Source organism: Huintestinicola sp. (assembly GCF_051882455.1).
Lineage (GTDB): Bacteria > Bacillota > Clostridia > Oscillospirales > Ruminococcaceae > Huintestinicola.
The window spans coordinates 1-22,293 of the sequence record NZ_JBJERV010000098.1 but is presented as its reverse complement, the minus strand read 5'-3'; the positions used below and the strand labels follow the sequence as shown (position 1 = coordinate 22,293).

18 protein-coding genes are annotated in these 22,293 nt (G+C 43.0%); 10 read left to right on the top strand and 8 right to left on the bottom strand.

Annotated features, from left to right (window positions below):
- Window positions 1–790 precede the first annotated feature (790 nt).
- The 7 genes from ACI4J0_RS12515 to ACI4J0_RS12485 all read left to right on the top strand — a co-directional run bounded on the left by ACI4J0_RS12515 (window position 791) and on the right by ACI4J0_RS12485 (window position 7,165).
- Window positions 791–1,285: a hypothetical protein gene (locus ACI4J0_RS12515; RefSeq protein WP_439766151.1), complete on the top strand. Its 495-nt coding sequence runs from the start codon at window positions 791–793 to the stop codon at window positions 1,283–1,285.
- A gap of 128 nt (window positions 1,286–1,413) precedes the next feature.
- A complete protein-coding gene (locus ACI4J0_RS12510) occupies window positions 1,414–2,751 on the top strand; it encodes a radical SAM protein (protein WP_439766150.1) in 1,338 nt (445 codons plus the stop codon).
- A gap of 312 nt (window positions 2,752–3,063) precedes the next feature.
- Window positions 3,064–4,077 (top strand): zinc-dependent alcohol dehydrogenase, encoded by a 1,014-nt coding sequence (locus tag ACI4J0_RS12505; RefSeq protein ID WP_439766149.1) that lies wholly within the window; start codon window positions 3,064–3,066, stop codon window positions 4,075–4,077.
- 14 nt (window positions 4,078–4,091) lie between these two features.
- Window positions 4,092–4,763 carry a response regulator transcription factor gene (locus ACI4J0_RS12500; RefSeq protein WP_439766148.1) on the top strand — a complete coding sequence of 224 codons (672 nt, stop codon included), beginning with the start codon at window positions 4,092–4,094 and terminating at the stop codon, window positions 4,761–4,763.
- Window positions 4,760–5,848, top strand: coding sequence for a HAMP domain-containing sensor histidine kinase (locus ACI4J0_RS12495; protein WP_439766147.1), 1,089 nt, complete (start codon window positions 4,760–4,762; stop codon window positions 5,846–5,848). The genes ACI4J0_RS12500 and ACI4J0_RS12495 overlap by 4 nt, the downstream gene beginning before the upstream one ends.
- Window positions 5,826–6,728 (top strand): hypothetical protein, encoded by a 903-nt coding sequence (locus ACI4J0_RS12490; protein WP_439766146.1) that lies wholly within the window; start codon window positions 5,826–5,828, stop codon window positions 6,726–6,728. The genes ACI4J0_RS12495 and ACI4J0_RS12490 overlap by 23 nt, the downstream gene beginning before the upstream one ends.
- A gap of 65 nt (window positions 6,729–6,793) precedes the next feature.
- On the top strand, window positions 6,794–7,165 hold the full coding sequence (locus ACI4J0_RS12485) for a hypothetical protein (RefSeq protein ID WP_439766145.1): 372 nt from the start codon (window positions 6,794–6,796) through the stop codon (window positions 7,163–7,165).
- A gap of 63 nt (window positions 7,166–7,228) precedes the next feature.
- Here ACI4J0_RS12485 and ACI4J0_RS12480 read toward each other — a convergent pair whose 3' ends face one another.
- The 6 genes from ACI4J0_RS12480 to ACI4J0_RS12455 all read right to left on the bottom strand — a co-directional run bounded on the left by ACI4J0_RS12480 (window position 7,229) and on the right by ACI4J0_RS12455 (window position 16,152).
- Window positions 7,229–7,459 carry a hypothetical protein gene (locus ACI4J0_RS12480; RefSeq protein WP_439766144.1) on the bottom strand — a complete coding sequence of 77 codons (231 nt, stop codon included), beginning with the start codon at window positions 7,457–7,459 and terminating at the stop codon, window positions 7,229–7,231.
- Between the two features lie 4 nt (window positions 7,460–7,463).
- Window positions 7,464–7,841 carry a hypothetical protein gene (locus tag ACI4J0_RS12475; protein ID WP_439766143.1) on the bottom strand — a complete coding sequence of 126 codons (378 nt, stop codon included), beginning with the start codon at window positions 7,839–7,841 and terminating at the stop codon, window positions 7,464–7,466.
- Window positions 7,842–8,099: 258 nt separating this feature from the next.
- Window positions 8,100–9,416, bottom strand: a complete 1,317-nt coding sequence (locus tag ACI4J0_RS12470) for a TIGR02679 domain-containing protein (protein ID WP_439766142.1) — start codon at window positions 9,414–9,416, stop codon at window positions 8,100–8,102.
- 35 nt (window positions 9,417–9,451) lie between these two features.
- Window positions 9,452–13,516: a TIGR02680 family protein gene (locus ACI4J0_RS12465; protein ID WP_439766141.1), complete on the bottom strand. Its 4,065-nt coding sequence runs from the start codon at window positions 13,514–13,516 to the stop codon at window positions 9,452–9,454.
- Window positions 13,479–14,663, bottom strand: a complete 1,185-nt coding sequence (locus ACI4J0_RS12460) for a TIGR02678 family protein (RefSeq protein WP_439766140.1) — start codon at window positions 14,661–14,663, stop codon at window positions 13,479–13,481. Before ACI4J0_RS12460 ends, ACI4J0_RS12465 begins: the two co-directional genes overlap by 38 nt.
- Window positions 14,656–16,152 (bottom strand): TIGR02677 family protein, encoded by a 1,497-nt coding sequence (locus ACI4J0_RS12455; protein ID WP_439766139.1) that lies wholly within the window; start codon window positions 16,150–16,152, stop codon window positions 14,656–14,658. Before ACI4J0_RS12455 ends, ACI4J0_RS12460 begins: the two co-directional genes overlap by 8 nt.
- A gap of 688 nt (window positions 16,153–16,840) precedes the next feature.
- On the opposite strand from ACI4J0_RS12455, the gene ACI4J0_RS12450 reads away from it, so the two are divergent.
- The 3 genes from ACI4J0_RS12450 to ACI4J0_RS12440 all read left to right on the top strand — a co-directional run bounded on the left by ACI4J0_RS12450 (window position 16,841) and on the right by ACI4J0_RS12440 (window position 20,160).
- Window positions 16,841–17,602, top strand: a complete 762-nt coding sequence (locus tag ACI4J0_RS12450; RefSeq protein ID WP_439766138.1) for an ABC transporter ATP-binding protein — start codon at window positions 16,841–16,843, stop codon at window positions 17,600–17,602.
- Window positions 17,602–19,632 (top strand): ABC transporter permease, encoded by a 2,031-nt coding sequence (locus ACI4J0_RS12445; protein WP_439766137.1) that lies wholly within the window; start codon window positions 17,602–17,604, stop codon window positions 19,630–19,632. Before ACI4J0_RS12450 ends, ACI4J0_RS12445 begins: the two co-directional genes overlap by 1 nt.
- A gap of 342 nt (window positions 19,633–19,974) precedes the next feature.
- Window positions 19,975–20,160 carry a flavodoxin family protein gene (locus ACI4J0_RS12440; RefSeq protein WP_439766136.1) on the top strand — a complete coding sequence of 62 codons (186 nt, stop codon included), beginning with the start codon at window positions 19,975–19,977 and terminating at the stop codon, window positions 20,158–20,160.
- A 103-nt stretch (window positions 20,161–20,263) separates the two neighbouring features.
- Here the strand turns inward: ACI4J0_RS12440 and ACI4J0_RS12435 are convergent, their stop codons facing one another.
- Both ACI4J0_RS12435 and ACI4J0_RS12430 read right to left on the bottom strand, forming a co-directional pair.
- Entirely contained in the window at window positions 20,264–20,824 is a 561-nt protein-coding gene (locus ACI4J0_RS12435) for a hypothetical protein (RefSeq protein WP_439766135.1), read from the bottom strand.
- A gap of 18 nt (window positions 20,825–20,842) precedes the next feature.
- Complete coding sequence (locus tag ACI4J0_RS12430; protein WP_439766134.1) at window positions 20,843–21,499, bottom strand: hypothetical protein; 657 nt, start codon at window positions 21,497–21,499, stop codon at window positions 20,843–20,845.
- Between the last annotated feature and the right edge of the window lie 794 nt (window positions 21,500–22,293).

Below are 22,293 nucleotides of genomic sequence, written 5' to 3'. Positions count from 1 at the left end.
AGGTGCTTAAAAAGTTTTTTCAGTGATTTTGTTGCACTTGACTTGACAATCTATCTTTCAAATTCACTTCACAAAGGCTTTGTATAATATCAGAGCAAAGGGGGTAATCTCATGAAAATCATCATGCATATCGGGAATGCAGTTCAGGAACACCCGATCATAAGAAAAATATCAAGCTATCCTCTGGGACGGCATTTTCTGACAGATATGGTATTCCGCACGAAATTGTCGCTGTTCTCGGGACTTATCATCAATTTTATGTATTCTGCTGTACAGCTTGTTTTTGGTATCTGCAGCCGTTCCGTTTGGTCCGGAGCCTTGTCGGTGTTTTATGTCTTGCTTGCCGTAATGCGATATAATCTGCTGAAATCGACGAAAAATACGGCTGGGGAGGGCATCATATCGGAGCTGCGGAAGTATCGTTTCTGCGGAATAATTCTGATTTTTATGCCCTCCGTTTTTTGCAAGTATCCTTATTCTCATTTAAACAAAACTCAAACATATTTGAAACATTGCAAAAACATAAGCAGATTATAATATAGACATTCAAAAGTCAAGTGAAAAAATGAAGCTGTCAGTAATCATCTTATCGTTTCTTAGCGCAATGCTGGCTATTGCTGCGGCAGTTGTCGCTATTGCCAACAAAGCAAGAAATAAAATGTAAAATGCAGAAGGGATAACAAAACGGATATTACTAAAGCGGAGCTTGATAAGGAGATAAAAAAATCTTTCAAAGACTCCCGATGTGTTTTCGGAAAGCTGACTGCGCTGAAAAAAGGAGGACCGACCGATGAAAAAAGTGTCTGTGGTATTTACGAAATATTCCGATCGTTTGTCGAATTTTCTATACATACTATGCGACTTCGGTTATACTCACACTTCCATAGCTCTGGACGAGGAGATCAGTGAGATGTACAGCTTTAATTATCGGGGCTTCTGTATTGAGACTGTCAAAAAGCACCGCAGCCGAGGAGTTGAGCGAAGTGCAAGCTTTACGCTCCGCATTTCCGACGAGTCATATGAACGGCTGAAAGAGGAGATAGGACACTTTATAGAAAACAGACCCGATTACAAATACACAAGATTCGGTGTTCTGATGTGTCTTCTGAAAATACCGTTCAAGAGGAAAAACCATTATTTCTGCTCACAGTTTGTGGCTGAAATGCTTTCAAATTCGGGCGCTGTAAAGCTGAAAAAATCTCCGTCCCTGTATCTTCCCAATAATATATGGTCGGAAATTTGTCAGACGGAGCAGCTTGAAAGCGTGAAATATAATTTTATTTAGGAGGAATTTTTTATGAAACTGCCCATAGTTATTTTATCATTCGTATCCGCTCTTACCGCAATTGCTGCGGCGATACTCGCTATAATCGCAAAGGCTAAAAATAAAATGATCTGAAAGGAAACACCGAAATGAACGTGAAAAATATGATAACAAAAGCCGCTATGGATCAGGCTCTCGAGTATATCTCCAAAAACCCCGAGGAAAATCTGCCGAAGGCGCTGAATTTCCTCGACAATATCGGCTGGACGAATCTGAATGATGTAAGCGCACCGCTTCATGCCATTTTAGACGACAAGTCCAACATCTGGTACAAATACATTATGAAGCTCTGGGAAGATATTGATGTCGAGGTGCTTAAAAGCTTCTTCAAGAATTTCGCTGTCAATGCGACCCTGCTCGGGGTAAAGCGGCAGATGGAAATGCAGGAAAAGCACGGCTGTAATATTCCATGGGCGATTCTAATGGATCCAACATCAGCCTGCAATCTGAAATGCACAGGCTGCTGGGCGGCTGAATATGGCAACAGGCTCAATATGACCTACGAGGAGCTTGATAGCATTATAAATCAGGCAAATGAGCTGGGAACATATTTCTTCCTGTTCTCGGGCGGAGAGCCGCTTGTGCGCAAAAATGATATTATCAGGCTTTGCGAAGCTCACCCCGACTGTCAGTTTTCTGCATTCACAAACGGCACTCTTATTGACGGAGAATTTGCCGATGAAATGCTCCGTGTGAAGAATTTTATCCCTGCTATCAGCGTTGAGGGCTTTGAGGACGCAACTGACTACCGCAGAGGAAAGGGTACATTCCAAAAGGTTGAATGGGCTATGAAAATTCTCCGTGAAAAGCGCCTGCCCTTCGGTATTTCCTGCTGCTACACAAGTAAAAACGTAAATGTTATCGGCTCGGAGGAATACTTTGACCAGATGATAGAGTGGGGAGCTAAATTCTGCTGGTTCTTTACATATATGCCCGTTGGGAACAGTGCAGTTCCCGAGCTTATGGCAACGGCGAAGCAGCGTAAATTTATGTATCATCGGATAAGAGAGTTCCGTTCAACAAAACCCATATTCACCCTTGATTTCTGGAATGACGGAGAATATGTTGACGGCTGTATCGCAGGCGGCAGACGTTATCTGCACATTAACGCATACGGCGATTATGAGCCTTGTGCATTTATCCATTATTCCGACTCAAATATCCGTGAAAAGACCTTGCTTGAAGCATTAAAATCACCGCTGTTTATGGCGTATCATAACGGGCAGCCCTTCAATGAAAATCATCTGCGCCCCTGTCCGCTTCTGGATAATTACGGCGCTCTTGCAAGAATGGTTGACGAATCGGGAGCGCACTCTACCGATCTGAAAAGCCTCGAGGACGTTCATACGCTTTGCGGAAAGTGCAGACACGCTTGCGAAAATTGGGAGATCACCGCAAATAAGCTGTGGTCTGAAAGTCATTGTTGAAAAATAATATGAAAGGAAGTTATAAAATGCTGAAAATATTCGCAGTTATCGGTGCTGTTATCGCAGCTGTAGTTGGCGGTTATGCCATAATCAAGAAAAATCGCAATAAGAAAAGTTGAATTTCATATGCAATAACGGAAATTAAGCGGCTCTTGCAGTCCGCAGCAGGAACGGGAGATCATTGAGCTTTTAGCTCCGGTCTCCCGTTTTTTATATAATACGCCAAAAAATTTTTCCGTAACCCCGAACAGAAACAAAACTTTAACATTTGTATGTTATAATAACTCAAAATGATAATAAGAGGTGTTTTCGGTGAAAGCTGCAATATATCTGGGAAAAGAAAATATAGAGATAAGAGAAATGCCAATGCCCGTTTGCGGCGACAATGACGTTGTGATAAAAAATCTTTATTCAAGCATCTGCGGAACCGATGTCGCTGTATACCGTCACGGTCCGGGAACGGGACATAAAATTGACATTGGAGGAGAATTCGGACATGAAACAGTGTCATGCATAGCCGCCGTGGGGAAAAACGTATCGGATTTTAAAGTCGGGGAAAGGGTATATCCGTATCCGCTTTTTGCAAAAGGAGATACCAAACGGGCAGGAACTATCGGCGGATTTTCAGAATATATTTTGATCCCCGAGCCGAAAAGAAATTACTCGCTTTACTCGGTAGATGATTCCATACCCGACAGAATTGCCTGCCTTATCGAGCCTTTTACGGTAGGCTGCCGTGCGGCAAGACGGTCAAATCCGAAGCAAAATGAAAAGGCTGTGGTGTTCGGCTGCGGCACGATCGGTATTGCGGCGGCGATAGCGCTTAAATATTTCGGCGTTGAAAAGGTTATGATATGCGATTATTCTGCATTTAGGCTGAACATAGCAGAACAGCTTGGTTTTGAGATATGCAATATGGAAACAGATGATTTTACCACGAAAGCGAAGGCTTATTTAGGAGAAGCTTACTCCTTAAAGGGCAGGACAGCCGACATTGATATTATGCTGGACGCTGCAGGTGCGGAATCGGTTTTTTCAAACTTTATGGAGTTTGGAAAAATCGAAAGCAGATTTATCTCTGTTGCCGTAAATAAAGCCATAAGGGAGCTTGATATGCTTCACCTGACCTATTCCCAGAAAAGCATTATTGGTTCGGGAGGATATATGCCCGAGGACGTAAGCGATGTATTGAACATAATGAAAAGCGGACGGTGGGATATCGAAAAGCTCATTACACACGAATATCCCTTATCACAGCTTGAAGCTGCGATCTGCAAGTCTTCCGATGTAAATGAAGCACTGAATGTAACGATTAAATTTGACTGAAAGAGTGATTAGCTATGTTTAAAATTCTTGTAGTTGAGGACGATAACGACCTGAACCGCACAGTCTGCGCATTTCTTGATCAGAGAGGATATGAAGCAGAGGGCTGCCTTAACGCAAATGATGCTTACGATAAAATGTATGAAACGATGTTTGATCTGATAGTTTCCGATATAATGATGCCTGATATCGATGGCTTTGAGTTTGCAAAAACCGTCCGCTCTCTCAATGAGAATATCCCCATACTTTTTATGACCGCAAGGGACGATTTTGAGGCGAAGCAGCGAGGTTTCCGTGTGGGAATTGATGACTATATGATAAAGCCCGTTGACCTTGACGAGCTTTTTCTGCGTATCGGTGCGCTTCTGCGCCGTGCGAAAATAGCTTCGAGCCGCAAGCTTGAAATAGGCGGATTTGTTATGGACGCCGACGAGCATACGGCATATCTGAACGGCGAGGAAATTCCCATGACAGCAAGGGAATTCAGCATTCTTTACAAGCTGCTGTCCTATCCGAAAAAGACATTTACACGCACTCAGCTTATGGACGAATTCTGGGACGTAAACACAGAATCGGGTCCCCGGACTGTTGATGTATATATGACAAAGCTTCGTGCAAAGCTGGCGGACTGCAAGGCTTTTGAGATAGTTACAGTTCACGGGCTGGGCTACAAGGCGGTGATAAAATGAGCTCGGAAAAGCGGCGCGGAGCAATAAAAACTGCTTTGCTGCTTCTGCGGAATTTTGCGTTGTTTTTCGGAATAATTTCCTTCGTTATCACCTGTACTTTTTTGCTGTTTTCCACATCGGTTTCATTGTCCGATGATGAAGTCAGGGCGTTTGCTCCGTTAGTGTTTATCAACATTTTTGTGCTTGCCGCCATATTTGTCCTTGTCGATCATATACGCAGAAAAATTATCGTTGAACGGCCTGTGAGGGAGATACAAAGGGTATTAAAAAAGCTGACGGAAGGAGATTTCAAAGCAAGAATTTCCGTTTCAAATATCAATAATGAAAACGGCTTTAAGGATATTGCCGAGAGCATAAATATTCTTGCGGAGGAATTGTCGGGAGTGGAAACACTTCGCACTGATTTCATAGCCAACGTTTCTCACGAACTGAAAACGCCTCTTGCGGTCATGCAGAATTACGGAACAATGCTGCAAAGCTCCGACCTGAACGAAAAGCGACGCATTGAATACGCAAGAGCCATAACCGACGCCTGCCGCAGTCTTGCAAGCCTTATCACCAATATACTTAAACTTAACAAGCTGGAAAATCAGCAGATCTTTCCGTCGGTAACGCAGTACAGCCTTACCGAGCAGCTGTGCGAATGCCTTTTACAGTTTGAGGACGTTTGGGAAAAGAAAAATATTGATATAGAAACGGAACTTGATGAAAATATTTCCATCAATTCCGACCCTGAGCTGCTTGAGCTTGTTTGGAACAATCTTCTGTCAAACGCATTTAAGTTCACCGAAAACGGCGGTAATGTTTCTGTAACTCTCACCGCAGATGAAGAATATGCGGCGGTGAAAATATCCGACACAGGCTGCGGAATGTCCCCCGAAACGGGAGAGCATATTTTTGAGAAATTCTATCAGGGAGATACGTCCCATTCCACTCAGGGAAACGGGTTGGGACTTGCCCTTGTAAAGCGTGTTGTGGATATTGTTCAGGGGGAGATCAGCGTTGAGAGTGCTGTGGGAAAGGGAAGTACATTCACCGTTAAAATTCGGAGGGGCAGACATAATGAATTGGAAAAAGACGGTTAATAGGCTTTTGTATCCCAGAGGCTGGGGCATGATCTTACTGACGGTCATCAGCACAGCAGCACTTATCGTGATATTTGTGAAAGGCTATGATTCACACCCTGTTGCATATTTTGTATACGTTTTGTCGGCATACACGCTTACCGTTGACTGCATTTTTTTAGCAAAGGTTATTCCGCAAAAATACAGAAGCGCAAAAAAGATGGTCTGCGATCACCCTATCGGCGGGAGATTTATGAACGACCCGAAATTCAAGACCCATGTTACACTTTATTGCTCGCTTGGTATCAATGTGCTTTATGCGGCGGCAAATATGCTTTCTGGGATATTGTATCGCTCCGTCTGGTCGGTCACTCTGTCGGTTTACTATTTCATTCTGGCGGTAATGCGTTTTCTGCTGGTGCGGTTTGTAGAGCGTATCGGCATCGGAAACGACAGGCTCCGTGAGCTGAAAAGCTATCGGCTGTGCGGAATGATCCTGCTGACGCTAAATATTGCGCTTTCGGGCGTTGTCATTCTGGTCATCGTCAAAAACAAGAGCTTTGAATATGCAGGAATGCTTATTTTTGTTATGGCGGCGTACACCTTCTATATTACTGCTGCTGCAGTGGTCAATCTTGTTAAATACAGAAAATATAACAGCCCCGTTATGTCTGCGGCAAAGGTCATCAATTTTGCGGCGGCTCTTGTGTCTATGCTTTCGCTGGAAACGGCAATGCTTTCACGATTCGGAGAAGAAAATAATTCCGAAAACTTTGACCGTATCATGACCGGAGCAACAGGTGCAGGAGTATTGATAATAATATCCTCCGTATCGGTATACATGATGGTGCGTTCCACTAAGGAGATCGGAAAATTACAGAATAACAATTCAAAAACATAACTTTATAAGTTCGCAAACAAAGGTCAGATATAATTTGCTTATAAAATCGGAAAGGAGCATTTGCAATGGAAAATAACGAGAATTTCAGTTATACCTACTCCGCTAAGGAGCAGGAGGAAATCAAAAAAATCCGTGAGAAATACATTCCGAGGGAATCGGACAAAATGGAACAGCTCCGAAGTCTTGACAGACGGGTCACGAATAAAGGAACGCTGATATCCGTTTCTGTTGGAGTTGTCGGCACGCTTCTTCTCGGCGTGGGAATGTGCTGTACAATGCTGTGGGCGGACAGCTTTTTTGTCGTTGGTGTCATCGTGGGAATTATCGGTATCGCTGTTTTATCCGCCGCATATCCGCTGTACACGTATATTATAAAAAAAGAGCGTGAGAAGATCGCACCCGAAATCATTCGGCTTACCGATGAGCTGATGAAATGAAAATACCGTGCTGTCTGATGTGGCAGCACGGTATTTGTATTACAGCAGTCGGTCTGCCATTTGTCAGATGTGATCGGTTTCTTTCTTCAGACGTTCCTTAGCTTCTTCAACGGTCTCACCGTCTTTGGTAAGAAAGCTGTCCACGAATTTGTCGGTGATTTTTTCAAATCCGCCAACAACTCCATCTTCGATTTTTTTATAGCCCGAAACAACGCCGTTCTCAATTTTTTTGTAACCGCCCACTACAGCGTTTTCGATTTTCTTGTTTGCTTCCACTAATTTTGATCTTGCCATCGTCTTATTCTCCTTTATTCATTATCTTTTCGCTGAGTTCAAGAATTTTTCCCGAATATTTATTCTTACGGGAAGAAAGTATTGATTTAAAGATCGGATAGTTGATAATTGCCATCAGCAAGCCTGCGATACCTATGATAATTCCGGGGATCATCGGGTCTGAAATGCCGAGCTGAGTGCCGATATCCGTCATAACAAGGCTCATTCCTGCACCCATAATTATTGCGCTTACCGTACCGAAAACATAACCGAAGACATTTGCGGGACGCTTTACCTCTGCGTCCAGCTCTCTGAGATAGTCAAGCTCCTTCTGAGAGCTGTCCTTCTCCATATACTGTGTGCGGATCTTCTGTACAATAAAGTCTTTATCGTCTCTGTTCATTTTAATACCTCCGAAATGTTTTTTGATTTTTCTGACTGTGATCATATTATACTGCCCGCTTGTTTGAGAGATGTTTTTGAAATGTTTGAGAAATGTTAATCATGTAAGGTACATATAAAATAACAGATAATATCGTTAAAATACACTTTCATGTGAAATGAAATGCGAGGAATGCTGCACCTGTCACTGCATTCTTTATGACACTATTTACAAAAAGGCGCTTGAAGCTTCGATTGAAACCGAAAGGCGTAAGTACATTCAGACTTGCATAACTGACTCCCCAAAGCCGAGCATATCCTTTTTCATTGCAGGCAGCAGAAGTTCCTGATATGCGGCTTTTCCCGAGGCTCCCAGTTCATCGGCAATTTCCCTCAGTTCATTTGAGCAGATCGTCCTTAGCTTTTTTAGTCTGCTTTCAGAAATATCCTCCGCCTTGCTTATAGATGCATAGTCCTCCCTGCTCATTCGCCATGTATGCACATTTTTATTATCATACCTTCGCAGCAGCTTATCTGCGATCTGTAACCCTTCCGGGTCAAAATCTCCCGCATAAAGTATCTCACAGCCGGATCTGACAAGCATATCGATCAGCTTGATACCTGCAGATTTCATCTGCCCCGACGTGCATAACAGGCTGAGCTTATGCGCTGCGGCAGTGCTGCTCAGCGCCGAAAAGACCATTTGATTTTCAACAACATAAACCCTTCCGCTGTCTGAATCCGCATAGCCTATACCGGACAGATTTGCTGAGGAAATAAGGCATATTTCTCCGCTGTCGGCAAATACCTTATAGCCCATGTGCTCGCTTTTGTCATGATCATAAAGCCTTATCCCCACAGCTGCAACTGCTCCGGAAATATTGTCGGGCTCTATCCCGAAAAGCCCGTATATTATTTTACGTGCTTCACCGTTATTGGCTTCGTCTATCCCTGCTATGTATGCAAGCCCTTTTATAAGCAGCCGTCCCGCAAAATTTGACTGGTCAAAATAATGAGAATCTCCTGTTATTGAAGCGCTTAATACCGCAAGCTGTACAGGCTCTGCACGTTCACCTTCGGAACACTTGTTAATTGCCGCGCAGACATTTTTTAAGATCTGCCATGCTTCTTCCTCAGATGAGCTGTACTCGCTGATTATGGAGCGATAGCCGAATTTCTTTTGATCTCTGACTGATTTTATCCATTCATAACAGGGCATATCTTTATTTTCATCGGCAATTCCGGTCAAGAAAGCTTCTTTGTTTTGGGCGCTGATAATTTTTTTCTCGGAATTTTTCACAATGCTTTCCCCGAAATAAAGCTCTACCACAGCCCTTAACGGGACACCACGAAATCTGGTCTTTTCAAGTCCCTTTTCAAAACTGACTGCGCTGAATTTAAGTACAGGCGGTGAGAAGGCTCTTTTGGGAGTTACAACAGCATTTGCAGCCTCACATTCCTCGGCAGATGCGTCGCTCAGGACAATATTTCCTTTCAAAGCCCCATAGCTTTTGTAAATGCGAAGGAGCTCCTTCATTATCCTGTCATATGATGGTCTGGCTTTAAAATACCCGACACATTCCTGTACATCAGTCATTTTTATTGTCATTCCTTTCCTGCTTCGGCATCCGGTCATTCAACAAACTTTTTTCTGATGCCGTTCCATTCGTATAATATCACTGTAATAAAATCACTGCCTTTTTCATGCAAAAGCTCCGCTATCTCAAGTGCGGGAACAGTATCATAGCAGCCCCACAATGCCTGTGAATTGACAATATATCCAAAGCCCAGCTTTTCAAGAAGACCGAACATTTCGCTTATGTTGCTGTCGTCTACGCCTGCAAATGCTTCATCGAGCGCAAGTATAAGCGGCGCCTGTTCTCCTGCCTTCTGATACTGTGCAGCAACGGCGGCAAAAAGCGGAATGTATAATGACAGTGCTCTTTCACCGCCGCTGAAGGTATTAAATCTGCTCATTGTAAGCTCCTTGAATTTGTCTGACTCCGAGCTTCTGCAAAGCAGTCTGAACTCGAACCAGTTTCTGTAATCGAGCACATTTCTCACCAGATCGGAATAATTTACCTCCTGTCCCCGTTCTTCAAATGAGCGCTGCTCCGCTTCAATTCTGCTTCTGAAATGGGCGGACAGCCTTTCATAATCCTCGGGGCTTATAAGGTCCTTGTCCTTATTCAGGACGCTGTATAATTCGTTGAAGGAAAGCTCATTGTCGCCGCAGTCATTTTTAGGCTTCCACACAAGCGAGAAGGAAAGCCCCATGGAGGTGTTGATATTTTTCATCAGCTCCGACATTTTTTCGACCCATTTTTTGCTGCTGTTTATCTTGTAATAGAGCTTTTTGCTTATGGTATTTAAAAGTATCTCCTTAAACATCTGCTCCTCGTCCTGCTTTACAAGCAGCTTGTCATTTTCAATTGCAGCGGATATCTCATTTTCAAACAATGAGGGGGAGATGGACTTGTTCTGCCAGGTCAGAGTAATGCTGCTGCGCTTTCTGATGCTGTCTGAATCTGTGTCCTCAAAGCAGTCTCCGAGAATAGGATTATAGCTTGCGGCAAGGACATCGCAGTGCTTTCGGTACACATTATTAAGCCTTTCCTGAATAGAAACGATACCCTTTTCCATATCGCTTTTGTCAGCCAGCATAACAGCACGCTCCGCACACTGCTTTAAGGTCAGTTCATGCTCGGTGATAACAAGACCGAGCTCACATTCCTCTTTGAAATATCCTGCAAGCCTGTTTTCTTTTTCGATAAGAGCTGTAAGCCGCTCCTTTGCCTTTTCAAGCTGTTCCTTATAATGCTTGTTATTGGCTTCATTTTTTAAAATGATCTTATTGCTTTCCTCAATATTGCCTTTCAGCTGAGTTATCATTTCCGAAAGCTTTGAGACCTTTTCGGCTATATCGACATTTTCGGGACGGGAGAGGAATTCATTGCACAGCCTTATTGTTTCGGAATATCTGTGTACTGCATTATTTATCCTTTTTATATCCGAATCGGCAGACTCGATATCTCCCTCCAGCGAGTCTATATCTTCTTCAAGATGCTGTATTTCCAGAGTACATTCCATTCTGCACCGCAAAGCCGTAAGTATTTCCTGCAGTTCGTTTGAATAGCTGCCTATCTCCCGAATTGCCATAGAATAATCCTCCGAGGTCTTGCGATAGGGGAATTCGCTGCAGAGAAGCTCAGCTTCCGAGCATTTATCATCATATTCCTGTTTGCTTCTGCAAAAATTTTCCTCTGCTGCCTTTAGCTGCTGCTTTGCCGCTTCGGCGCTGATTTTTTCCTGCTCCATCATATCCAGCGCCTGATTGATATCCGCTGTTTTTGGCAGGCTCTCAAATTCGCTGATAAGCAGCTCGCTTCTCTTATTTGTGCAGTCAAGCTCACTCTGCGCAGCCTTGTACAGGACAAGCAGCTCGTCACGTATATCCGTCAGAGAAGCTATCTGCCGGTCACGGTATTTTCTGCGGCTTTCCGCACCGATAAATCTGGAGGGATATTCGCTTATCGAATGTCCTTCCAGGATGCCATTACGGTAAGCTCCGTTTTTGCCTATCCTTACGGGAAACTCACCTTCCCCGAAAATATAATGCAGGATATTTGCCGTTTCAGTCTTTAATTCATCATCGGCTGTTACAATGAAAAATTCATTTTCCGCTTTTTCGGGATAGCTTTCGTTATCACAGCTGACGGATATGATACATTCGGAAAGCTCACCCATCTCACTGACAGCTTTTTCGTACATTTCCTCCGATACTACCAGTGCGTCAAGTATTCCCATATCCGAAAGCTCAGCCTCAAGCAATGCCTTCTGTTCTTCATTCACATTATCCCGAAAATCTACACATTCATAAAAAGGACGGGCAATTATACCCTTTTCCTTTAAGATACGCCTTGCCTCGGAGCGCATTTCCGTCCTTTCGGGAACAGGTTCAGCAGCATTTTTTAATTCGCTGAGCTTCCTTTCGGCTTCGTCAAGATCTTTTTTTGCCGAATTGGCTTTATTCTGACAATGGATGATCTGTTTACTAAGATCATCGGAAAGATAGGTTTGCCGCTTGTTTATGAGCTTTATAAATTCCGCCGCCGAACCATGCCCCTCGTAATTGCTTATCACCTCTTCAAGCTTTTTAAGCATTATATCGTCAATTGAATATTCCTTGTTGTTTTTTGCGGCAATGTAACAGCTCTCTATCATTCTGTCCTTCTGCTCCGAGAACATTTTCTGAGCAGTATTCAGGCTGCTTTCTTTTTCCTCATAAGCCTTTTTTGCATCGTCAAATGCCTTTGCGCTGTCATCATAATATTTCTTTATCCTGTCGCGTTCCTTTATATGCTCATGAGCATTTCTCAGACAGTCGCGATAATCGTTTATTTCACGGCTGCACTGACTGCTGTATTCATAATATTTTTCATCGGTCCGTATGCCGCGTATATACTGATTGTGCAGCGGGGGAACAAATTCATCATATTCTTCAAGCCCTGCAAGCTGCTTAATAATTTCGCTGTCAATATCCTTCCAACGCAGTTTTTCTTCCGTAAAATTCCTGTATTTTTTATCCCTGCTTTCTGTTTTTTCGGACAAATATTTTTCCTTTTCCCGAGCCTTTTTCTGTTCTTCTCCCAGCTGCGTTTCAGCCTCATTTTTATCCCGTACCATTTTTTCGATATCATCATAATGGAGCGCTTCCTTTTCACGCTCGGTATCCTCCAGCCTGGTTTGTAATTCTTGCAGCTTTTCATTTTCTGATAATATCTGTTCCTCTGCTTCGCGGATAATTTCAAGGATATTTTTCAGTTCATCGTCCGCCGCAGCTGCTTCGGCATTTGCTTTAAGAAAAAGCTCAGCCTTTTTCCAAAGCATATATCGGTTGTATCTGTCATATTCGGCAGAAATTGCCTTTACAGCTCTGAGGGAATTCTGAGCGTCCTCAATATGACGATGGGAATCCTCGATCTTGCTCATTGCCTCTGACATTGGGCGCAGATCGTCCTCAGAAAGTGTCTGCAGAGATTCGTTCAAAATAGAATAAAGCTGTTCAGGCTTCAGATTTTCCTTTGACGCCAGCTTTGATGAACGTGTTTTTATCAGAATATTTGTAAGCTGTTCAAAGTCTGAAATACTTTCGCTGTCAATACCGAATATATGCTTTGCGACCATTGCCTTGTAATCTGATACCTTGTCTGTGAACAGATTATTTTCCCCCAGCTGCTCCCGCAGATTTCTTGAATCCACAGGTATCCTTTCGCTTCCGACCTCTCTGTAAAGCATTATATCCTGTCCTATACGCCTGCCGTCAAGAATACAAAAACCCCATGTCGTCATTTTCGAGCCTTTTTTTGCGTGAAGTCCGATGCCTATTGTGCGGTATTGCTGACTGACGGGCTTTTTGAACTCAAGATATAAATATCCTGTGCTTTCTTCTCTGCCGTTTTCGGGGTCCCCCAGCAGATAATATTCCATTTTTCTGTCCTTGCTTCCGAAGGGGTCCAGACGAACAGGCTGCCTGTCGCCGTCCAGTATGTAGGGGATAAAGCTTTGTGTGGTAATGGATTTTCCCGAGCCGTTTGAGCCTCTGAGCAGAAGCTTTCCGTCCATCAGCGGAAATTCCTCCACATCATAGACCCAGAAATTAACAAATCCCAACCTGTTCATTATCCAGCGTTCCATTGTCGTTTTCCTCCTTATCACTCATTAAACTAAAATCCTTCGGATATTTTCCCGATGTTTTAAATATCCCATCACGCAGGATATAAGCATCACTTTTTTCCTCTATCATTTTCCAGTCCTTCATATATTTCACAGCGGAAAGTACCAGCTTATTATCTGTGATCTCCCTGTATTCCTTGCTGAATCCCTTAATGTATTTTTTTCGGCATGCGCAGATAAAGCTGTGAAATTTTTCCTTTTCTATCTCATAATATTTATTCAGCGGCGCGCCGCACAGATCGGAAATGTTTTCACGTATCTCGCTGCACAGAAATAAGACAAGTCCCGAAAGCGTCTTATCCGACGGGTGAATATTTCCGAACAGCTTTTCCTCGCTCAGCATATAAAAAGCCGAATAATTGTGAATATCAAGCCTTCCTTCAAGATATTCCTCAAGGTGATTTGATATTGAGTTTCGCTGATTTTTCAGATAAATGCTGTCCGGGTTATCCTTTGAATCCCAATACATTGCAGGCTGGAGCATAAGGCGGCGGTACACCCTGTTTGTCCTGTAAACGCCCCTGTCATTATCGGAATAAATGCTGTCGGTATTTTCAAAATCGCGAAATGAGCTGTAATCGGAAATGTCATTGTCGTGATGTACCGAGAAGAAGCCCGATACGCCCGTGTTTTCATAAAGTATCTCTTTCTTTCTGTCATTTTCCAGATTGTTTAAAGAGCCTTCCGCAATTTTCATAAAGCCCATATCCTGTGCAAACCGCAAAACTCTTACAAGAGATTTTCTGTCCGTAAACAAGGTAAGATCAATTTCAATTACGTCCGACACTATTTTCTCTATGGCTTCTATCAGCTCACTTAAAATAAATTGCCCACCATCGTCAATATCATCAAGAAAGATCAGAAGTGCACAAAGCAGGCAGTAATCCTTTGTATCCTCAAAGCTCTGAATTCCCATAAAAGGCTCTGCTTCGGCAGGGATTTTTTCAAGCTTGATAAGCTTGCTGTTTGTGATCAGCTTCCAACCGGGAAATTCACCGATAAACCGCTTCATTTCAGCCGTGACCCCGCGTTTTATCCTGAAATGATCAGAATTGCCGTTATCCCTCAGGAACCAGAAGCCTTCAAGCAGCTCAATAAATTCATTCATCACAGATCTCCTCAAATTCGATTATATAGGCGGGCATATGCAGGTCTCCGTCCTCGCAGTGGAGCACTGTATTTTGCCCCGTATTCTTTATACGAAATTTCCTTCCGAAATCTGTGATCCCGGTCCTGCTTTTATTCTGATTTGCGGCTGATATCCATTTCAGAAGAGATATCCTTAATTCCGTTGGCACGATCTTTCCTTCCAGCTCCGAAAGATTTATGCTGCTGCCTGAAATATAGCGTTCAAGCATTTGCTGCTCGCGAATGATCCTTTCGATCTGAGCCATTCTCCGTTCGGATTTTTTCATTTCATTGTTTGAAAAGCCCACCGATTTTATCCGGGGCTTATATGTGCGGCTCTGAGGCCTCACATCAAAGGTCTGCGGCTGTAAGTCGGCTGCGTCCACAAAAATGCTGTCTGTTTCCCTGTCCGAATTATATTTATAGTGAGCAATATTCATCACCCCGAATACATGGGCAGACAGGCAGTGTGCTTCATCAAGGCTTTTGCAGCCTGCAAACATCTGCATATATTTCCGATAATCCTGCTTCCTGCTTATACCTGCATTTTGCAGCTGCATGAGCATTACCGCATTGCTGAGCAGCTTTCGTATTATCTCATTGGTATATTCCATCGCCATACTGCAAACAGACGGAGCTTTATCATCTGAAACGAACCATTTATACAATGCCTCCCACTGTCCCTTGACCTTATCGGAAATATTCCGTATATCAAGCGCCTCGGTGCTGGTGCGGGGAAGAGCCAGCTCGCTTGCAGCCACCTTTTCAAGTAATTTATCCAGAATATCCTTGTCTATACTTTGCAGTGCTTTCTCAATAATGCTTGAATACCTTTGCAGCACGCGGATAAAGCTTCTGAGATAATCAACGAATTTATCCTTGTGAAGGATAAATTCCACCGAACGGATAAGCTTTTCGCCGTTTACCGAATAAAACGCATGAAGATAGTCGGAATAATTCTGATTAAGCCTTTTAAATTCCTCCTGCAAATTTTTCCACCATTCATTGACCTCTATCAGGTTTTCGTTTTCGATTATCTGCCGTACAGAGGAGAGATAATTATCAAGGTTTCTCAGTGAGGAGGTGGAAAGAACATTGCTTTCGGAAAAAAGATTTTCAAGCTCAATGGTCATTCTCTCGATTTTTATGGAGTATTCCGTCAGCGAATAGCGATACTGCTTGTTTTTGTATTCTTCGATCGTTGATACTCTTCTGGGGTCCTGCATAGGAACGAGATCTCCCCAGTCTGTAAGCTGCGTCAGAGCCGGTTTTAGTTCGTCCTCAGAAAGAACTGAAAATCCGTCACAGTCTCTCACTTTTTCCAGTATTTCGGTTGTGCTGAGCTGAGCATTGAAAAATTCCTTTTCATTATACAGCAGACGCATTATCGTTCTGTACAGCTCTGCTTTATCAGCCGACAGATATGCTGCTTCGGGCATTTTGCTCATTTTGCTGATACCTGCTGACATTTTATCCCTCCCAAACCTTTTATCATGTAATATTATACCACTAATTGACAAAACGATTGGTATTTTAAAACAAATTGTAATATAATTTTTTATCCAAGACAGGCTCTTCGACAGGCTGCCTTTGAAGATATATCAGCATAATTTGAAAAAATATTTTCTGATAGCAGAACACTTTCCCTGCTCCATACAGGTTCATAACAGTCTCGCATTCGGGAAGCTGAGAAGAAAGATTATTTCGCCTGAATTTATAGACTTATCGCCAACGCTTTTACAAGGGGCTATCACCTTAAAGTTTTGACAAACAGCATAAAATATGCTATACTATTGTTTGCAAGCATAGTCCGGCTTATCATCTGCGCTTTGTTGGCGCTTTTTATAGAATAATTGCTATAATAACCAATTAACCTATGGACAAAATACGGCGGCTATAATACGCCAACTCTGCGTCAAACTTCCTTGCCGGGCGACAGCCCGCCTGCGGATCTTTGCCTTGTCTTAGACAAAATTATGCTCGAAAATCCGCACACATTTCTTGTGAAGACAGGTTCTAAAAATCGGACTTGATACACAACAGTTTGAAATTGAATGACCTTACAAAAATGTAAGATTTTACGGGAAAATGTAAGCCTTTTCAATGGCGGACATTTTCCCTTTCTGATATAATGATAGTCAGAAAGGAATGATGACAATGCCAATACTTGAGGTAACAAACGTTAAAAAGACATACACCGCACGAATAGGAGCGGCAAAGGTGGAGGCTCTGAAAAACGTGACCTTCACCGCCGAAAAGGGAGAATACATCGCAATAATGGGAGAAAGCGGCTCGGGCAAGACCACGCTTCTTAATATCCTTGCGGCTCTTGACAAGCCCACAGGGGGAAAGGTGGTGCTTGACGGCGCAGAGCTTTCAAAGGTCAAGGAAAGGGAAGCCGCTAAGTTCAGACGTGATAATCTGGGATTTGTTTTTCAGGAGTTTAATCTTCTCGATACCTTTACCGTCAGGGATAATATCCTTCTGCCCCTGGTGCTGATGGGAAAAAGCTTCTCCGAGATGGAAAAAAAGCTGCTGCCTGCCGCAGGAAAGCTTGGCATTTCGGAAATTCTGGATAAATATCCCTATGAGATATCGGGAGGACAGAAGCAGCGTACAGCTGCCGCAAGGGCAATGATTACCGAGCCCAAGCTCCTCCTTGCAGATGAGCCGACGGGTGCGCTTGATTCTAAAGCCTCCGACGAGCTTCTTGCAATTTTTTCAAAGCTTAACGCCGAGGGTCAGACTATCCTTATGGTAACACATTCCGTCAAGGCGGCAAGCCATGCAAACAGGGTGCTTTTCATCAAGGACGGAGAGGTGTTTCACCAGATATACCGCGGCAGCTGCGGCAACGAGGAGCTTTACAAAAAGATATCCGACACCCTCACCCTCATCGCTTCGGGAGGTGCGGTTTAATGAACAAAATGCTGTTATATCCAAGGCTTGCGGTAAACGGCATAAAGAAGAACCGCCGCACATATCTGCCCTATATCCTTACCTGCTCGGGAATGATAATGATGTACTACATCACCTCATTTCTCACCGTCAGCAGCTTTGTAAAGGAGATGAAGGGCGGAGATATAATGCAGCAGCTTCTTTTTATGGGCTGCGGCGTAATGGTCGTATTTTCCGCCATATTTCTTTTTTACACAAATTCCTTTATTATCCGCCGCAGAAAGACCGAGTTCGGACTGTACAACATTCTCGGAATGGATAAGCGAAATATCTCGAGGATACTTTTGTGGGAAACTCTGATGATATTTGTTATTTCTTTCGTTGTGGGAATTTCCTGCGGAATACTTTTTTCAAAGCTTGCGGAACTGGCACTTACAAAAATGCTGGGCGGCGCGGCTTCATACACCTTTGATATCGAGCTGAAATCTATTATTCACGCACTTGTTTACTATGCAGTTATTTTCCTGCTGATACTGATAAATTCACTCAGACAGATACATCTTGCAAATCCAATCGAGCTTATGAAAAGCGAAAATTCGGGTGAGAAACCACCAAAGGCAAATTATGTTTTGGCGGTCATGGGCGGGATAATTCTCGGTGCGGCATATTTTATGGCTGTATATATCAAAGAACCTCTCAGCGCAATTTTTGCATTTTTCGCTGCTGTGCTTATGGTCATTGCCGCAACCTACCTGCTGTTTATTTCGGGTTCGGTGGCGGTTTGCAGAGTTTTGCAGAAAAACAAGAAGTATTATTATAAGACAAACCATTTCATTTCCGTTTCCCAGATGGCATACAGAATGAAGCGTAACGGTGCAGGACTTGCTTCTATCTGCATTTTGTCTACCATGGTGCTTGTGACCCTGTCCTCCACCATCTGCCTTTATATCGGTGAGGAGGATATGCTGAGAGACCGTTATCCGAGGAATTTCATTATCGACACATATTCTGTGGAGGAAGAAATGACTTCACTTACTCACAAAGCGGCGCAGGATGTCCTTGAGAAATTCGGAGAAACACCCGTAAATGTCCTTCACTACAGCTATCTTAATGTTACGGGAGGATTTTCGGGTGACAGAGTCATACTTGACAGCAACAGGATAGCCGAACTTGAAAGCTCGTTTGATCCCGATATCCGTCAGATATTTTTCATATCTCTTGCTGATTACAACAGACTTACCGGCAAAAATGAAACTCTGGCGGAGGGTGAGGTGATAATTTATACCGCAAAGGACCAATATAACTACAATTCTATCACTCTTGACGAGTACGGTACCTTTGCGATAAAGGAAAGAGCGGAGGATTTTGCCGACTGCGGTACAGACGCAATGATAGGCATTCCCTCGGTATATCTTTTTGTAAATGATGAAGCGGTGATAAAAGAGCTGTATGAGCTTCAGCTTGGAATTTACGGACAGTATCACTCTATGATGCACGATTATTACGGCTTTGACCTGTCCTGCGACGAGGATAAGCAGGCTGAGATAGGTAATGAAATATTTGAGAATATCTTGAAGCTCAGAGAAGAACACTCCGGGAATTGGAGCGGCGTTTCCCTTGACTGCGCCGCAAGAGATAAGGCTGATTTTTATGCAATGTACGGCGGACTGTTTTTCCTTGGCATACTTCTCGGCTCCGTATTTATTGCCGCAGCAGTGCTGATAATGTACTACAAGCAGATATCCGAGGGCTTTGAGGACAAAGCAAAATTTGAGATACTCCAGAAAGTGGGAATGACAAAGGACGAGATACGAAGGAGCATAAATTCTCAAGTGCTGACCGTATTCTTTGCCCCCCTTGCCGCAGCGGGAGTTCATATGGCGTTTGCCTTCGGGATAATCTCAAGGCTGCTAACGCTGTTCGGTCTGACGGACGCAGGACTTTTTGCAGTGGTCACATTATGCTGCTTTATGCTGTTCGGGATCTTGTACACAGCGGTTTATCTTATCACATCGGGCAGCTATTACAAGATAGTAAGCGGAAGGGAATAGGACTATGGAGAATATTTTATGCCGGATCATGCGATTTGTCGGTCTTGGTCTGATAGCGGTTTTAATGATACCTGCGGACGACTGATATTCTATTCAGCAGATTTTTAACAATAAACAAAAAATCGAGACTTCACAAGAGGTCTCGATTTTTTTTAATACTTGTTTTAGCACTTATCAACAGAAATCTATACGCATTTTTGTTGATGTTTTTTGGATAAAACTATCAACCGATAGTTGCTATCGGTTGATATAATTATAATATAAAACCAAGATAGCGGCTGACAAATAATGCCGTGTAATCTCTTGCGGCAGCAATAAATATGAATGAAAGGATCAGATATTATGAGCAAGAAAGTATTGATATTATCGGGAAGTCCCGGGAAGGGCGGCAATTCCGACCTGCTGTGCGATGAGTTTATGAGAGGTGCAGTCGAAAGCGGCAATGACGTTGAAAATATACGCATTGCCGAGAAAAATATCGGTTACTGCAAAGCCTGCTGCCCTTGTTATCTGTTTTTCAGCTTGTAAAATATAGCTCTCGCTTCACCCGATTTTACGATAGTTCCCTTGTCAATAAGGAAATTCGGAATATTTTGAGCAGCCGAGGTGTGTTTCAATTTAAAAGACCTTTTTAAACAAGCAGATAAAAATATTCCTCGCCGTCAATGGTAATTACCGCACCGCAGATATAAGCAGACATAGGGTAAGCCGAGGAAACATTTACACAGAAATCTCCCAGATCTGCATAGTAGTCATCTTCGGTACAGTCAGTGTGGCATTGGAGAATACGGCAAAGCTTATATCTGAAGCATTGTATATCTCCATTCTTCGCCGCTTTCAGGGCAAGTCTGTTTACTTTGTTCCTGTTTTCAAAGGATATAATGAGCAACAGCGGCAAGGCAAAGCCGATAAGATACAGCCAGATGGGACATCTCAGACCTTTCTCCATAATTGTGTTGCATACATAGATCACAGCAGCAATATATCCTAAGATCATAAAAATAACCTTTACAAGCCCTTCATTAGTATGGCTTTCCAGCGCATCCTTCAGTACCGCGTCAAATTCGCAAGGCTCACCGTTCATAATGTATTTTCTGAGACGGGGTTCTATCTTGAAACCGTTTGACTGACGAAATGCGGGATATTCCTGCATATATACTACTTCCGGTCCGTTTTTATTGAAAAAATTCATATGACCGATCTCCTTTGTTTATTCCGCATCATTAAACAGGAAAAACATATCCTTGCCGTTAATATTTTTTATAACTGCGTAGACATATTCAGCACGTCCCCATTTCTCGGACGGATTGGCAAGCTCAACATAAAAATCCTTCAGATCAATAAAATATCTGTACTCCGTTGAATCAACGCCTTCATAAGCATATCGGAGTATCTGACGGCGTTTGTACATGTAGCACTCTGTAAACTGTGGTTTTACACTGTCCATTACATCAGAGTATGTTCTGCGCTGCTCTTCCATTTTCGAGGATACTTTTATAAGCGCCAGACCTCCCGCAACAGTTCCCAATGCTATAAATACAGGGATAAGCAAGGCTGCCGGGCAGCTGTTGTCCGGGTCGTGTATCATCTGTATAATGAGAATAACGATGCCGATCAACGGGATAAACACCGAAGCAAGCGTTAATATCCCAAACACCTTTAATATAACGGAAAATGTATCACTGAGACTTGCTGTTTTGCCTGTGCTTGCACAGAATGCATTATAAAGCCTGTCGTCCATTGTGCAGGTCTTTCCCTTGAAGATATATTTTTCAAGGCTTGGATTTACAGGTGCATTGTTCATCTGATACAGTTCCGGCTTTTGGGTTATGTCCGAGACATGGTTGTCATTGATGAGCTTATCCATGCTATACCTCTTTTTGTAAAAATGGTCTCTTCCCTTACATAAATAATATTGCTTATTTCGTATGTTCCGTTTCTTGTGTTTTCAATATCAATAGAATTGGCTGATGCTGTTACAGTTTCGGTGAAGGTCATATCCTCATAAAATGTGAGAACGGAAACATATGATGATTCATGCATCCAGGTCCCGATTATCTGTTTTCCTCCTCACTTTTGCCGCAGGCGGTCATAGTTATCAGGATCATGAGTATCCCGAAAAGCAAGCGGCTTTTTCCATATTCAAATCCCCAAAACCTATCATTATGATTTTTTTGATGAAACTGTATATATAGTAATTTTAATATATCTTTGTAAAATCCGCTATCAAGCTTATGTAAAATCGATGAAAAGATATAAAAAGATTTATCCGTACTTCATATAAGCCCGAAGCTCTTGTGGAAACGCTGAAAAAGGTTTAAAATGTCAGGCGGAGGGATTGTATTCGGGGGAGGGGAGCGGCTGCTTCAAGCCGGGTTTATTGCGGTAATTGGAGGAAGAGAATAGAAACTTCTCTGAATGTACCTTGGAAAAAATCGAGCCGCTTCTTGAGCCGGGTCATACATAAAAACAGCCGAGCTGCTATCAGCCCGGCTCAGCTTGTTGATAAAGCGGATAAATTAAAAAAGTTGCACAAATAAACACAACACTAAAAGTTTCGTCCACCTTTTCAAAGGTGGCAGGGGTCAAGGGGACGGCGTCCCCTTGTCGCCCTCCGCAGAGGGCGAAATCTCCTTTATCCTTCCAAAACGGAGAAAGGGG

Excerpts from the sequence above, each read along its gene's own strand:
- ACI4J0_RS12485 (WP_439766145.1), top strand. The coding sequence starts at position 6,794 with ATGGAAAATAACGAGAATTTCAGTTATACCTACTCCGCTAAGGAGCAG.
- ACI4J0_RS12450 (WP_439766138.1), top strand. The coding sequence starts at position 16,841 with ATGCCAATACTTGAGGTAACAAACGTTAAAAAGACATACACCGCACGA.
- ACI4J0_RS12500 (WP_439766148.1), top strand. The coding sequence starts at position 4,092 with ATGTTTAAAATTCTTGTAGTTGAGGACGATAACGACCTGAACCGCACA.
- ACI4J0_RS12465 (WP_439766141.1), bottom strand. The coding sequence starts at position 13,516 with ATGGAACGCTGGATAATGAACAGGTTGGGATTTGTTAATTTCTGGGTC.
- ACI4J0_RS12435 (WP_439766135.1), bottom strand. The coding sequence starts at position 20,824 with ATGAATTTTTTCAATAAAAACGGACCGGAAGTAGTATATATGCAGGAA.
- ACI4J0_RS12455 (WP_439766139.1), bottom strand. The coding sequence starts at position 16,152 with ATGTCAGCAGGTATCAGCAAAATGAGCAAAATGCCCGAAGCAGCATAT.
- ACI4J0_RS12480 (WP_439766144.1), bottom strand. The coding sequence starts at position 7,459 with ATGGCAAGATCAAAATTAGTGGAAGCAAACAAGAAAATCGAAAACGCT.
- ACI4J0_RS12475 (WP_439766143.1), bottom strand. The coding sequence starts at position 7,841 with ATGAACAGAGACGATAAAGACTTTATTGTACAGAAGATCCGCACACAG.
- ACI4J0_RS12495 (WP_439766147.1), top strand. The coding sequence starts at position 4,760 with ATGAGCTCGGAAAAGCGGCGCGGAGCAATAAAAACTGCTTTGCTGCTT.
- ACI4J0_RS12515 (WP_439766151.1), top strand. The coding sequence starts at position 791 with ATGAAAAAAGTGTCTGTGGTATTTACGAAATATTCCGATCGTTTGTCG.
- ACI4J0_RS12440 (WP_439766136.1), top strand. The coding sequence starts at position 19,975 with ATGAGCAAGAAAGTATTGATATTATCGGGAAGTCCCGGGAAGGGCGGC.
- ACI4J0_RS12510 (WP_439766150.1), top strand. The coding sequence starts at position 1,414 with ATGAACGTGAAAAATATGATAACAAAAGCCGCTATGGATCAGGCTCTC.
- ACI4J0_RS12445 (WP_439766137.1), top strand. The coding sequence starts at position 17,602 with ATGAACAAAATGCTGTTATATCCAAGGCTTGCGGTAAACGGCATAAAG.
- ACI4J0_RS12490 (WP_439766146.1), top strand. The coding sequence starts at position 5,826 with ATGAATTGGAAAAAGACGGTTAATAGGCTTTTGTATCCCAGAGGCTGG.
- ACI4J0_RS12470 (WP_439766142.1), bottom strand. The coding sequence starts at position 9,416 with ATGACTGATGTACAGGAATGTGTCGGGTATTTTAAAGCCAGACCATCA.
- ACI4J0_RS12460 (WP_439766140.1), bottom strand. The coding sequence starts at position 14,663 with ATGAATGAATTTATTGAGCTGCTTGAAGGCTTCTGGTTCCTGAGGGAT.
- ACI4J0_RS12430 (WP_439766134.1), bottom strand. The coding sequence starts at position 21,499 with ATGGATAAGCTCATCAATGACAACCATGTCTCGGACATAACCCAAAAG.